We start from the raw sequence: 12,059 nt of genomic DNA, 5'->3' as shown, positions 1-12,059 counted from the left end.
GTAGCTAACTCTATGTATAATCACGGGTTTCCGCGCGCGGTGCGTGGAAAAAATGAACACAGAGTGAGGTTCTCAATGTACGCGGTCATAAAAACCGGTGGCAAGCAGTATAAAGTTGCCGTCGGCGAAAAACTTAAAGTAGAACAGATACCGGCAGACATTGACGCTGAAATCACGCTCGACCAGGTTCTCGCAGTGGGCGAAGGCGAATCGATTAAGTTCGGTACGCCGCTGGTCAGTGGGGCTTCCGTCAAGGCTACCGTCGTGTCGCAAGGTCGTCACAAGAAAGTGACCATCTTCAAGATGCGTCGCCGGAAGCACTACCAGAAGCATGGCGGCCACCGCCAGAACTATACCGAACTGCGCATCGACGCGATCAACGCGTAAGCGCAACGGTTAAGGAGCAAATCAAATGGCACACAAAAAGGCAGGCGGATCATCCCGCAACGGCCGCGACTCCGAATCGAAGCGCCTCGGCGTGAAGGTTTATGGCGGTCAGGCTATCAACGCTGGCGGCATCATTGTTCGTCAACGTGGCACGCGCATGCACCCGGGCGAAAACGTCGGCATTGGCAAGGATCACACCTTGTTCGCGCTGACGGACGGCCACGTCAATTTTTCGACGAAAGGCGCTGCGAAGAAGCACATGGTCAACGTCGTCCCGGCAGCAGTCTGAGCTTACTCAGGCACGGGCTTCAGGACCGGTAAAAGGCCCCGCGAAGTTAGCGGGGCTTTTTTTATTCCGGCCGCTTTCGCCGGACGAATGAGCGTGAACGCGCCGCTCGTGTCGACAGTCCTATGCTGTTCGGCCGATTGATCGGCACACGGCTGGCGCGGCAAAATAGCAGCATCGAATACATCTAGTAGCATTAAATCTGGCAGCACCATCTGGCAGCACACCACGGGACGGAGTTACGCATGAAGTTCATTGACGAAGCGAGGATTGAAGTCATCGCCGGCGACGGAGGGGATGGCAGCGCGTCGATGCGCCGCGAGAAATTCGTTCCGTTCGGCGGCCCAGATGGCGGCGACGGCGGCCGGGGCGGCAGCGTGATCGCGGTCGCGGACCGCAACATCAACACGCTGATCGACTATCGCTACGCGAAAAAACACCTGGCGCGCAACGGCGAAAATGGCCGTGGCGCCGACTGCTACGGCAAGGGCGGCGACGACATCACGCTGCGCATGCCGGTCGGCACGACCATTTCCGACATGGAAACCGGTGAGCTGATCGCCGATCTGACCGAGCACAATCAGAGCGTGCAAATTGCCCAAGGCGGTGCGGGCGGTCTCGGTAACCTGCATTTCAAATCGAGTACGAACCGCGCGCCGCGTCAGAAGACCGACGGCAAGCCGGGCGAGCGTCGCATGGTGCGCCTCGAGCTGAAGGTGCTGGCCGACGTCGGTCTGCTCGGCATGCCGAATGCCGGCAAGTCGACCTTCATTTCGTCGGTGTCGAACGCGCGGCCGAAGATTGCCGACTACCCGTTCACCACGCTCGCGCCGAACCTTGGCGTGGTGCGCGTGGGGCCGAGCCGCAGCTTCGTGATCGCTGACATTCCGGGCCTGATCGAAGGCGCTGCGGAAGGCGCCGGCCTCGGTCACCAGTTCCTGCGTCATCTGCAGCGTACCGGATTGTTGCTGCATATCGTCGACCTCGCACCGTTCGACGAAGCGGTCGACCCGGTGGCGGAAGCCAAGGCGATCGTCAACGAACTGCGCAAATACGACGAGCTGCTCTATGAGAAGAAGCGCTGGCTAGTCCTCAACAAGCTCGACATGGTGCCCGAAGACGAACGCGAAGCGCGCGTTTCGGCGTTCCTCGAAGGCTTCGGCTGGGACGGCCCGGTGTTCGAAATCTCGGCGCTGACCGGTCAAGGCTGCGAGAACCTTTGCTACGCGGTGTTCGACCACATCGCCTCGCACTCTGACGCGCAGCGTGCAGCCGAAGCCGAAGATCTCGCCGCCGACGTGCGCTTCCGCGAAAAGCCGGCAGCGCCGGCCGCCGCGGGCGAATCCAGCGTCGATCCGCAAGAATAAGAAAGCACGAGCGCCGGCGCGCCTGGGCGGGTGCCGGCTTGCATCACGCGTCAACTTGGAGGCTGCGCACAATGCGTTCCGTCATCGCAGATTCGCGGCGATTGGTAGTGAAAGTCGGTTCGAGCCTCGTCACGAATGACGGGCGCGGCCTCGACCATGCCGCGATCGGCCGCTGGGCAGCGCAGATCGCGGCGCTGCGCGCGCAAGGCAAAGAGGTCGTGCTGGTCAGTTCCGGCGCGATTGCCGAGGGCATGCAGCGACTCGGCTGGACCAAACGTCCGCGCGAGATCGACGAATTGCAGGCGGCCGCTGCCGTCGGTCAGATGGGGCTCGCGCAGGTCTACGAAAGTCGCTTTGCCGAGCATTCAATTCAGACCGCGCAGATTCTACTGACACACGCCGACCTGGCCGATCGCGAGCGCTATCTGAATGCGCGCTCCACGCTGCTGACGCTGTTGCGTCTTGGCGTGGTGCCTATCATCAACGAGAACGACACGGTCGTCACCGACGAAATCAAGTTCGGCGACAACGACACGCTCGGCGCGCTGGTTGCGAATCTGATCGAAGGCGACGCGCTCATCATTCTCACCGATCAGCAAGGGCTGTTCACCGCGGATCCGCGTAAGGACCCGAACGCCACGCTGGTTCAGCAGGCCGATGCCGGTGCGCTGGAACTCGAGGCGATGGCGGGCGGCGCCGGTTCGAGCCTGGGGCGCGGCGGCATGCTCACCAAGATTCTCGCCGCCAAACGCGCGGCTCACAGCGGCGCTGATACCGTGATCGCGAGCGGCCGCGAGGCGGACGTGCTGTCACGGCTCGCGTCGGGCGAAGCGATCGGCACGCAGTTGATCGCGCGCACGGCACGTATGGCAGCCCGCAAGCAATGGATGGCGGACCACCTGCAAGTGCGCGGCCATGTGGTGATTGACGACGGCGCGGTCGAAAAGCTGACCGAAGGCGGCAAGAGCCTGCTGCCGATTGGCATTGTCGGCGTACAGGGCGCGTTTGCGCGCGGCGAGGTGATTGCTTGCCTGAACGCCGCGGGGCGTGAAGTGGCGCGCGGGTTGACGAACTACAGTAGCGCGGAAACGAAGCTGATTCAGCGTCGCCCGAGTGGTGAGATCGAATCCGTGCTGGGCTACATGCTCGAGCCTGAGTTGATTCATCGGGACAATCTGGTCCTGGTCTGAACCTGACGCCAGCGCTTGGCGCAAACAAAAAAGCCGTTTCAGCTTGTGCTGAAACGGCTTTTTTCACATCTATGACGCGTTACGACTTCGACCAACGCGCTCAGGCGCAACGCCCCCTCATCGGATCATCGAGGCCGCGGTCCGTTTGTAGCGGATATTATCGAGAATCCGCTGAGCGTTGCCCGTAGGCATTTTGCTCGCGCACAGATAATCCTGATACAGCGCCGACTGATAGGCGTTCAGCGCACCGTCTTCGATACGCGTGAAACCGTTCGCGACGGTGGTGTCCCAACCGTCGTGATCCGCGTTCAGGCCTGCGTACTGGCGCCATTCATAAGTGTCGCAGCGAATCCCTTCGTAAATCACGTTACGAGCACCGCTCGGGCTTGTCACGACGACCGTCAGGCGAACCACGCCGTCAGTGCCGACGGTGAGCGAATTCTTGTCGACGGCGAACTGCAGCGGGGTATTGCCGGAAACGGCGAACGGCAGCAGATTCGCGTCTTGCGGCAGCGGCGGCAACGTGTCCACCTTGTTTTCGACCCAGCTACCCTGGCGATCCAGCAGGTAGACGAACGCGCTGTCGTCTTTATTGGTGGGTTTGCCGGCGCTCGAGCAACCAGCCAGCAGGGCGCCGGTGGCGACGCACGCCACGACGAGAGCAAGTGCTTTCAATATGATTTCCTCGAAACACCGACGCGGCTCAGTGAGCCGCGCCGGTTGAGGCGGCCAAGACAGCCGCACAGCGTTGTTAATTGCGCGCGCCCGGGCGGAATAGCGAGCCGGCGGTTTCGCGAGCGGATTCGCCCTCGTCCTCCTGCTCCGGCGCGGCGCCCAACTCGGGCTCCGATCCGGAAGCCGAACCGCAATCGGACGCGATCGTGGTGTGAACCGATGTTTCGATGCTGACGGAGGTCACCGTGGTCACGGAGGTCACCGTCATTATCGTGGAATCCGGCGGACTTTCCATTGACGACGCTATCCGGGGATAGCGCGGCACGTGGTGCCCGACAGGTTTTTCCGCACGCGGCACAGCCCGGCGCATGAAGCGGGATAGCTCCGTCAGCGCCAACTGATACACATCCCGCTTGAACTCGATCACACAGTCGAGGGGCACCCAGTACTCGTTCCAGCGCCACGCATCGAACTCAGGGTGGTCGGTGGCGCGCAAGCAGATGTCGCAATCGCGTCCAACCATCCGGAGCAAAAACCAGATTTGCTTCTGGCCGCGGTAATGACCGCGTACTTCGCGCTTGATGAACTTGTCAGGCACCTCGTAACGCAACCAGTCGCGCGTGCGACCGATCACCTTGACGTGCTCAGGAAGCAGCCCGGTTTCTTCGTGTAACTCCCGATACATCGCTTGCACGGGGGTCTCTCCGTACTTGATGCCCCCTTGCGGAAACTGCCAGGAATGTTCACGGAGCCGTTTGCCCCAAAACACCTCGTTGTGCGCGTTCAAGAGGATGATGCCGACGTTCGGGCGAAAGCCTTCACGATCCAGCATACAACCACCTTCGAATCCTTTAAAATTGCTTTGATTATAAACAGATAACGGACCCGACGCACCGATTCGCACCAGATTGGAACGATTCGCGGCAAAAGGCCCCGCGTTTGCGGTAGCCTGTCAGTCTTTCCGTGCCTTCTCCCGTGTGTAAAGGCTTTGCGCGGCAGCTTCGGCGGCGCGCAAAAGCATGCCGAAGCGCGCAAAAGTGCGCTGAAGGGGGAGCGTGCAGCGCTGTGCCAGGCGTCGGGCGAACCGGGCTGACAAAGCGCCGGGTCTGTGTCGATGTCGATTCCCTACCGTTTTCACCTTTCGGGCGGTCCTTCCGGAGCCGCCGCTTTTGGAAAATCTGAATGAAAGCTTCCCGTTTCTTTATCGGCACGCTGAAAGAAGCGCCCGCCGACGCCGAGATCGTCAGCCACAAGCTCATGGTGCGCGCCGGCATGATCCGTCGCGTGGCCGGCGGTATTTATAACTACCTGCCGGTCGGCCTGCGTTCGATCCGCAAGGTGGAAGCCATCGTGCGTGAAGAAATGAACCGGGCCGGCGGGATCGAACTGCTGATGCCGGCCGTGCAGCCGGCCGAGTTGTGGCAGGAGTCGGGCCGCTGGGAAAAGTACGGCCCCGAGCTGCTCCGCTTCAAGGACCGCAAGCAAACCGATTTCGTGATCGGACCGACTCACGAAGAAGTGGTCACGGACATCGCGCGTAATCAGATCAAGAGCTACCGTCAGTTGCCGGTGAATTTCTACCAGATCCAGACGAAGTTCCGCGACGAGATCCGTCCGCGTTTCGGCGTGATGCGCGGCCGCGAATTCATCATGAAAGACGCGTACTCGTTCGACAAAGACGCGGAAGGTCTGCGCGAGTCGTATCGCAAGATGTACGACGCGTACGTGCGCATCTTCACGCGCCTCGGTCTCGATTTCCGCGCGGTGGCGGCGGACAACGGTTCGATCGGCGGCAGCGGCTCGCACGAATTTCACGTGATCGCCGAGACGGGCGAAGACGCGATCGCTTACTGCCCGACCTCCGAGTTCGCGGCGAACGTCGAAGCGGCGGAAGCGCTGCCGCTGTACGCGGAACGCGCGGCGCCCGCCGAAGCGCTGACGAAAACCGCCACGCCGGGCAAGGCGAAGTGCGAGGCCGTCGCCGAACTGCTGAACATTCCGCTCGAGCGCACCATCAAGTCGATCATCCTCGCGACCGAAAACGAAGGCGCCGAGCCGACCATCTGGTTGCTGATGCTGCGTGGCGATCACGACCTGAACGAAATCAAGGCGAGCAAGCTGCCGGGCCTGGCCGAATTCCGCATGGCAACCGAGGCCGAGATCGTCGAGACCTTCGGCACGCCGCCGGGTTACCTCGGTCCGATCAATACGAAGAAGCCGGCCAAGGTCGTCGCGGATCGCACGGTCGCGAACATGAGCGACTTCGTGGTCGGTGCGAACGAGGTGGATTACCACATCGCCGGCGTGAACTGGGGCCGCGATCTACCGGAGCCGGTCGTCGCGGATATTCGTAACGTAAAGAAGGGCGATCCGTCGCCGGATGGCAAAGGCGTGATCGACATCTGCCGCGGGATCGAAGTGGGCCACGTGTTCCAGCTCGGCAAGAAGTATTCCGAAGCCATGAACGCGACCTGCCTCGACGAAAACGGCAAGCCGCAGCCGATGGAAATGGGCTGCTACGGGATCGGCGTCACGCGTATCCTGGGCGCCGCGATCGAACAGAATTTCGACGACAAGGGCATCATCTGGCCGGAATCGATCGCGCCGTTCGAAGTCGTGCTGTGCCCGATGGGCTATGACCGCAGCGACGCCGTGCGCGAGCAGGCCGACAAGCTTTACACGGTACTGGTCGAAGCGGGCATCGACGTGATCCTCGACGACCGTGGCGAGCGCCCCGGCGTGATGTTCGCCGACTGGGAACTGATCGGCGTGCCGCATCGTCTGGTGATCGGCGACCGTGGCCTGAAAGAAGGCAAGCTCGAATACCAGGGCCGCCGCGACGCCGAAGCGACGCTGCTGCCGGTCGAAGACGCCGCGCAAACGGTGATCGGGAAAATTCGCGCCGCCCTGGCGAGCTAAGCGGAGCGGGCGTGGAATACACCTTCCTGTCCGCGACCATCCTGCTGATTCTGATCACCGATCCGCTCGGCAACATTCCGCTCTTCATTAGTTGTCTGCGCGGAGTGTCGCCGCAGCGGCGCACGGTCGTGATTCTCCGTGAAGTGGCAATCGCGTTTGCGATCCTGCTGGTCTTCATGGTGGTCGGGCAGGGTTTTCTGCGCATGATGAGCCTGACCGATCAGTCGTTGCGGATCGGCGGCGGCATCGTGTTATTCCTGATCGCGCTCAGAATGGTGTTTCCGCATCCGGACGGACCGTTCGGTGGCGACACGCGAGGCGGCGAGCCGCTGATCGTGCCGCTCGCGATTCCGGCGCTGGCGGGGCCATCGGCGTTGGCCACGGTGATGTTGTTGACGTCGCAGGCGCCGGGCAAGATGTTCGAATGGATCGGCGCGCTGACTGTCACGATGATCGTCTGCGCGATCGTGCTGATGCTGGCGGAGCGCATTCAGGCGTGGCTCGGCGAGCGCGCGATGATGGCGTTCGAGCGCTTGATGGGTTTGGTGCTGGTAGCGATCTCGGTCGAAATGATGCTCGGTGGGATCCGCTCATTCGTGCATCAGCTTTAACGCGCGGTTCGACGCTGCGATAGCCTGCAACGTTGCTTTCAGAAAGAAAGCGCAAACAAAAAAGCGACCCACACAGGTCGCTTTTTTTATCCCGATCCGCCGCGCTCCATGAGCGCGCCGGCCTTACCGCAAGGAACCCTCAGGCCCCTTCGGTCAGCGCGCGAATGGTCGGCAGGTTGCGCCAGTAACCCTTCGCGTCCATCCCGCAGCCGAACACATAGCGATCCGGCACTTCGAACCCACAGTAATCCGGGCGCAGCGGTTTGGCTTTCGGAATGATTTTTTCGCACAGCACCGCGCTCAGGAAACGCTTCGCGCCCATCGCAAGAATGCGGTCGCGGATCGCGGCCATCGTTTCGCCTTCGTCGAGAATATCGTCGAGCACCAGCACCACGCGATCCTTCACCGACTCGGCCGGCGCCACGCGCCATTGCATCTCGTTGCCGCCCTTGGTGGTGTTGCGGTAGCGGGTCAGGTGGATGTAGTCGAACTCGAGCGGGAAATCGAGGTGCGGCAGCAGCATGCCGGTGAAGACCGCCGCGCCGCCCATGACCGACAGCACGAGCGGGAAGTCCTCGCTCATCTCGCTGCGGATGGCGTCCGCCATGCCGCTGATCGACGCGTTGACGTCGTTGGCCGAAACGATTTCTTCGGAGTGGCTAAAAATATGCAGGGCTTCTTCGCGGTTCATGACGTCTGACGGGCAATAACTGTATACATAGTGTGGGTGAGATCGGCGGCGCGCGGTACAGAATAAACCCGCACAAATCGGAAGTCAGCGCTTTCCGACGTTCGCGCGCGAAAAGCACGCGCCCGCCATCTTGAACAAGCTTAGCGCATGCCGGGCAACATGCCCTTCATGCCGCGCATCATCTTCTGCAGATTGCCGCCCTTGAGCTTCTTCATCATGGTGCGCATCTGGTCGTACTGATTCAGCATGCGGTTGACTTCCTGCACCTGCACACCCGCGCCCGCGGCAATGCGCCGCTTGCGGGTGGCCTTGATGAGTTCCGGCTTGGCGCGCTCGAGCGGCGTCATCGAATTGATGATGCCTTCCATGCGGCGCATCTGCGATTCGGCCATGCCCATGTTGGCGCCGGCCGCGGCTTGCTGGAACTGCGCGGGCAGCTTGTCCATCAGCGACGACAGGCCGCCCATGCTCTTCATTTGCGTGAGCTGCGCGCGGAAATCGTTGAGGTCGAAGTCGCCGCCTTTCTTGACCTTGTCGGCGAGTTTCTGCGCGGCCTGAACATCCACGCCTTTTTGCGCTTCTTCGACGAGGGCGAGAATGTCGCCCATGCCGAGAATCCGGTTCGCCATGCGATCCGGGTAGAACACTTCGAGGCCGTCGAGCTTTTCGGCGACGCCGACGAACTTGATCGGCTTGCCGGTCACGTGACGCACGGACAGCGCCGCGCCACCGCGCGAGTCGCCGTCGAGCTTGGTGAGCACCACGCCGGTGAGCGGCAACGCGTCGCTAAAGGCCTTGGCGATGTTGACCGCGTCCTGGCCCAGCATCGCGTCGACCACGAACAGCGTTTCCGCCGGCTTGAGTTCGGTGTGCAGCGCGGTGATTTCCGCCATCATCGCTTCGTCGATACCGAGACGGCCGGCCGTGTCGACGAGCAGCACGTCATGGTAGTGACGCTTGGCCCAGTCCACCGCGGCGCGCGCGATATCCACCGGTTTCTGATCCGGCTCCGACGGGAAGAAGTCCGCGCCGACCTGTTCGGTCACCATCTTCAACTGCGCGATAGCAGCGGGACGGTAGACGTCGCACGAAACGGTGAGAACTTTCTTCTTGTACTTTTCGCGCAGCAGCTTGGCGAGCTTACCGACCGTGGTGGTCTTACCCGCGCCCTGCAGACCCGCCATCAGGATGATGGCCGGCGGCGTGACGGCGAGGTTGAGCTCGACCGCCTTGCCTTCGTAATCGCCGCCAATGATCGCGGTCAGCTCGCGCTGCACCACGCCGACGAGTGCCTGACCCGGCGACAGACTGCTGATGACTTCTTCGCCGAGCGCCTTCTCTTTCACCTTGGCGATGAACTCGCGCACGACGGGCAGCGCCACGTCGGCCTCGAGCAGCGCCAAGCGCACTTCGCGCAGCATTTCCTGGGTGTTCGCCTCGGTGAGCCGGGCTTCGCCGCGCAGCGTCTTGACGACGCGCGCCATCCGTTGAGTCAGATTGTCGAGCATGGGGAGCGATGAACAGTGCGGCCCGGGCAGCGCGCGAAGTGGAAGACGTCGCGGAGTAGGGGCCTAGTGTAAACTTCGAATATGGATATTGTACTGTATGCCCTCACTGCGCTCCTCTACGGCGGTTTAGCCGTGGCAGGCTGGCGCTCGCACCGGCACGCCGCCGTGCGCCCCATGCTCGAGAGCGTGCCGCCGGTGCCCGCCGCGGCAAGCGTGCCGGCCGCCTCGGGCATGAGCTCGGCTGGCCGCGCACTGCTCGGCGTGGCACTGGCCGCGCACGGCGTGCTGCTGCACACCACCATCTTTCCGCAGAACGCGATGGTGTTCGGCTTCGCGTTCGCGCTGTCGGCCATGTTCTGGCTCGGCGCCGGCATCTATTGGATAGAGAGCTTTTTCTTTCCGCTCGACGGGTTGCGTCTGCTGGTGTTGCCGCTCGCCTGCGTCGCGTCGTTGATGCCGCTGGCGTTCGGCGGCGTGCGCGTGCTGCCTTATTCGGCCGCGCCGTTGTTCAAGCTGCACTTCCTGATCGCCAACATCGCGTATGGTCTGTTTGCGATCGCGGCGCTGCACGCCATTCTGATGCTGCTGGTCGAACGGCGTTTGCACGCCATGCGCGGTGGCGTCGCGGCGCGGCATGCGGCCGCGGCCGGCAACGGCTGGCTGTCGAGCTGGCTCGACACGCTGCCGCCGCTGCTGACGTTGGAGAAGCTGTTGTTCCGTCTGATCGGCGCGGGTTTCGTGCTGCTCACGCTGACCTTGCTGTCGGGCATTCTGTTCAGCGAGCAACTGGTCGACCGCGCATTGCGGCTCGATCACAAGACCGTGTTCGCGATTCTTTCGTGGGTGATGTTCGGCGCGCTGCTGACCGCGCGCAAGGTGTCGGGTTGGCGCGGTCGCGCGGCCCTGCGCTGGGTGCTGGCGTCGTTCGTCGCGCTGTTGCTGGCGTACGTCGGCAGCCGTTTCGTCTTCGAGGTGCTGTTGCACCGTGCCGTAGTGTGAGCGTATTCCATGCGACAAATATTTCTGCTGATCCTGCTGTTCGTCGTGGGCCAATGGCTGGTCAAGGCGCTGCGTCGTCATGACGCGCAAACCGCCCAGCGTACCGGCGGTTCTGGTGCGGGTGCGAACGGCGCGTCGGGCCAGCAAGCCGGTTCTAACGGCGCTGCGCGTCCGGCGGGTCAAGCTCAGGCGCGCCCGCAACTCGCCGAGCCGATGATCCGCTGCGCCGAGTGCGGCGTGCATGCGCCGAAGAGCGACTCCGTGGTGGTGGCGGGGCAGCCTTTCTGCAGCGCCGCCCACGCGCAGCGCCACAGCGCGCGTCCGTCGGGCCGCGACGCTCGATGAGCGACGCGTTCACCGTCGACGCCGACGGTTGGGTCGCCGCCGCCAGCCAACTCCCTTCGCCGAATTTCGAAGCGCGGCCCGACGGCGCCGTGCCGACGCTGATCGTCGTTCACAACATCAGCCTGCCGCCGAACGAGTTCGGCGGCACGGCGATCGCCGAGTTGTTCCTGAACACGCTCGACTGCGACGCTCACCCGTACTACGACACTCACCTACGCGGCGTGCGGGTTTCGGCGCATTTCGTGATTCATCGCGACGGCGCGCTCGAACAATTCGTGTCGTGCAACGAGCGCGCGTGGCACGCGGGGCCGTCGAATTTTTTCGGCCGCGAGCGCTGCAATGATTTCTCGATCGGGATCGAGCTGGAGGGCAGCGACGCGACTGCTTTCGAAGCGGCGCAATACCGCACGCTCGGCGCTCTCGTGAGCGCGCTGAAGGCCCGCTATCCGGTCGAGGCGCTTGCCGGTCATTCGGACATCGCCCCCGGTCGCAAGACCGATCCGGGCCCGCATTTCGAGTGGCAACGTCTGCAGCGCGACACCGCGCTCGGCGCTCAGTATTTCCCCTATCTCAAGTTTTCCGCAAACTCGTAACGCCTCGTTGCGCGACCTCGCGCGATGCGACGGGAGCAAGGCGCAGCCTTGTTCTCCGGCGAGGTGCGCCGCGTCGCGCTATCCAAAAGTCAACCCATTCAAAGCAAATAAAACGATTTGACCCGTCTCGAATCTCCACTATACTTAGTGCCAGAAATTCGGTTTCACACCATATATTGTGTTGGCTGTGTATAACTGTGTGGATAACCGAGTGCATAAATAGGCGGCGCCCCGCTCTCCGAGCACGGCGCCGCAAGCATTCCGGGCAGTGATAAAAATTCCTGCGGCGCGGCCGGTCAAGACCAACCGGCGGCATCCAGAAGCATTCAGGGAAGGGGCTAAGCCAGTGATCGCGACGCATACGACGAAGACCGTTTTCAATTCGAATCAGGCTTCGTCGCCGTCGCATCCCGCCAACCGGCTCAGCCGGCCTCTTTCCTGCACCCCATCGCTTGCGCACGCGGCGGCGCAGCGTTCGTTTTAATCCG

At 62.5% G+C, this 12,059-nt stretch carries 13 protein-coding genes; 9 read left to right on the top strand and 4 right to left on the bottom strand.

Annotation, left to right across the window (positions count from 1 at the left end):
- Positions 1-75 precede the first annotated feature (75 nt).
- From rplU to proB, 4 genes are all read left to right on the top strand, one after another.
- Complete coding sequence (gene rplU, locus B0G83_RS21975) at positions 76-387, top strand: 50S ribosomal protein L21 (RefSeq protein ID WP_007747161.1); 312 nt, start codon at positions 76-78, stop codon at positions 385-387.
- A 25-nt stretch (positions 388-412) separates the two neighbouring features.
- Positions 413-676 (top strand): 50S ribosomal protein L27, encoded by a 264-nt coding sequence (rpmA, locus tag B0G83_RS21970; protein ID WP_007180330.1) that lies wholly within the window; start codon positions 413-415, stop codon positions 674-676.
- Positions 677-918: 242 nt separating this feature from the next.
- Positions 919-2,040, top strand: coding sequence for an Obg family GTPase CgtA (gene cgtA / locus B0G83_RS21965; RefSeq protein WP_105509496.1), 1,122 nt, complete (start codon positions 919-921; stop codon positions 2,038-2,040).
- Positions 2,041-2,111: 71 nt separating this feature from the next.
- Entirely contained in the window at positions 2,112-3,230 is a 1,119-nt protein-coding gene (gene proB, locus B0G83_RS21960; RefSeq protein WP_105509495.1) for a glutamate 5-kinase, read from the top strand.
- 117 nt (positions 3,231-3,347) lie between these two features.
- Here proB and B0G83_RS21955 read toward each other — a convergent pair whose 3' ends face one another.
- Entirely contained in the window at positions 3,348-3,905 is a 558-nt protein-coding gene (locus B0G83_RS21955; protein WP_105509494.1) for a CNP1-like family protein, read from the bottom strand.
- Positions 3,906-3,981: 76 nt separating this feature from the next.
- Entirely contained in the window at positions 3,982-4,737 is a 756-nt protein-coding gene (locus B0G83_RS21950) for an RNA pyrophosphohydrolase (protein ID WP_105509493.1), read from the bottom strand.
- 350 nt (positions 4,738-5,087) lie between these two features.
- Between B0G83_RS21950 and B0G83_RS21945 the strand changes: the two genes are divergently transcribed.
- Positions 5,088-6,824 (top strand): proline--tRNA ligase, encoded by a 1,737-nt coding sequence (locus B0G83_RS21945; protein ID WP_105509492.1) that lies wholly within the window; start codon positions 5,088-5,090, stop codon positions 6,822-6,824.
- Positions 6,825-6,835: 11 nt separating this feature from the next.
- Entirely contained in the window at positions 6,836-7,435 is a 600-nt protein-coding gene (locus B0G83_RS21940) for a MarC family protein (protein WP_035548754.1), read from the top strand.
- Positions 7,436-7,574: 139 nt separating this feature from the next.
- Here the strand turns inward: B0G83_RS21940 and B0G83_RS21935 are convergent, their stop codons facing one another.
- The gene (locus tag B0G83_RS21935; protein ID WP_035548752.1) at positions 7,575-8,126 is read right to left on the bottom strand and encodes a hypoxanthine-guanine phosphoribosyltransferase; all 552 of its coding nucleotides are present in this window, start codon (positions 8,124-8,126) and stop codon (positions 7,575-7,577) included.
- A 140-nt stretch (positions 8,127-8,266) separates the two neighbouring features.
- Positions 8,267-9,634, bottom strand: coding sequence for a signal recognition particle protein (gene ffh, locus B0G83_RS21930; RefSeq protein WP_105509491.1), 1,368 nt, complete (start codon positions 9,632-9,634; stop codon positions 8,267-8,269).
- An 81-nt stretch (positions 9,635-9,715) separates the two neighbouring features.
- On the opposite strand from ffh, the gene B0G83_RS21925 reads away from it, so the two are divergent.
- From B0G83_RS21925 to ampD, 3 genes are read left to right on the top strand one after another with little or no spacing between them, the layout of a single operon-like run.
- On the top strand, positions 9,716-10,633 hold the full coding sequence (locus B0G83_RS21925; protein ID WP_105509490.1) for an inner membrane protein YpjD: 918 nt from the start codon (positions 9,716-9,718) through the stop codon (positions 10,631-10,633).
- 9 nt (positions 10,634-10,642) lie between these two features.
- Positions 10,643-10,978, top strand: coding sequence for a PP0621 family protein (locus B0G83_RS21920; protein WP_105509489.1), 336 nt, complete (start codon positions 10,643-10,645; stop codon positions 10,976-10,978).
- On the top strand, positions 10,975-11,571 hold the full coding sequence (gene ampD, locus B0G83_RS21915) for a 1,6-anhydro-N-acetylmuramyl-L-alanine amidase AmpD (RefSeq protein WP_105509488.1): 597 nt from the start codon (positions 10,975-10,977) through the stop codon (positions 11,569-11,571). The genes B0G83_RS21920 and ampD overlap by 4 nt, the downstream gene beginning before the upstream one ends.
- Positions 11,572-12,059: the final 488 nt, after the last annotated feature.

The organism is Paraburkholderia sp. BL21I4N1 (assembly GCF_002973525.1).
In the GTDB taxonomy this organism is placed as follows: Bacteria; Pseudomonadota; Gammaproteobacteria; order Burkholderiales; family Burkholderiaceae; genus Paraburkholderia.
Note: the sequence above shows the minus strand (reverse complement) of the source record. Positions and strands in the feature narration are given on the sequence as shown.

What these genes read in the sequence shown, in the direction of transcription:
- rplU (WP_007747161.1), top strand. Translation starts at nt 76, where the DNA reads ATGTACGCGGTCATAAAAACCGGTGGCAAGCAGTATAAAGTTGCCGTC.
- rpmA (WP_007180330.1), top strand. Translation starts at nt 413, where the DNA reads ATGGCACACAAAAAGGCAGGCGGATCATCCCGCAACGGCCGCGACTCC.
- cgtA (WP_105509496.1), top strand. Translation starts at nt 919, where the DNA reads ATGAAGTTCATTGACGAAGCGAGGATTGAAGTCATCGCCGGCGACGGA.
- proB (WP_105509495.1), top strand. Translation starts at nt 2,112, where the DNA reads ATGCGTTCCGTCATCGCAGATTCGCGGCGATTGGTAGTGAAAGTCGGT.
- B0G83_RS21950 (WP_105509493.1), bottom strand. Translation starts at nt 4,737, where the DNA reads ATGCTGGATCGTGAAGGCTTTCGCCCGAACGTCGGCATCATCCTCTTG.
- B0G83_RS21945 (WP_105509492.1), top strand. Translation starts at nt 5,088, where the DNA reads ATGAAAGCTTCCCGTTTCTTTATCGGCACGCTGAAAGAAGCGCCCGCC.
- B0G83_RS21935 (WP_035548752.1), bottom strand. Translation starts at nt 8,126, where the DNA reads ATGAACCGCGAAGAAGCCCTGCATATTTTTAGCCACTCCGAAGAAATC.
- ffh (WP_105509491.1), bottom strand. Translation starts at nt 9,634, where the DNA reads ATGCTCGACAATCTGACTCAACGGATGGCGCGCGTCGTCAAGACGCTG.
- B0G83_RS21925 (WP_105509490.1), top strand. Translation starts at nt 9,716, where the DNA reads ATGGATATTGTACTGTATGCCCTCACTGCGCTCCTCTACGGCGGTTTA.
- B0G83_RS21920 (WP_105509489.1), top strand. Translation starts at nt 10,643, where the DNA reads ATGCGACAAATATTTCTGCTGATCCTGCTGTTCGTCGTGGGCCAATGG.
- ampD (WP_105509488.1), top strand. Translation starts at nt 10,975, where the DNA reads ATGAGCGACGCGTTCACCGTCGACGCCGACGGTTGGGTCGCCGCCGCC.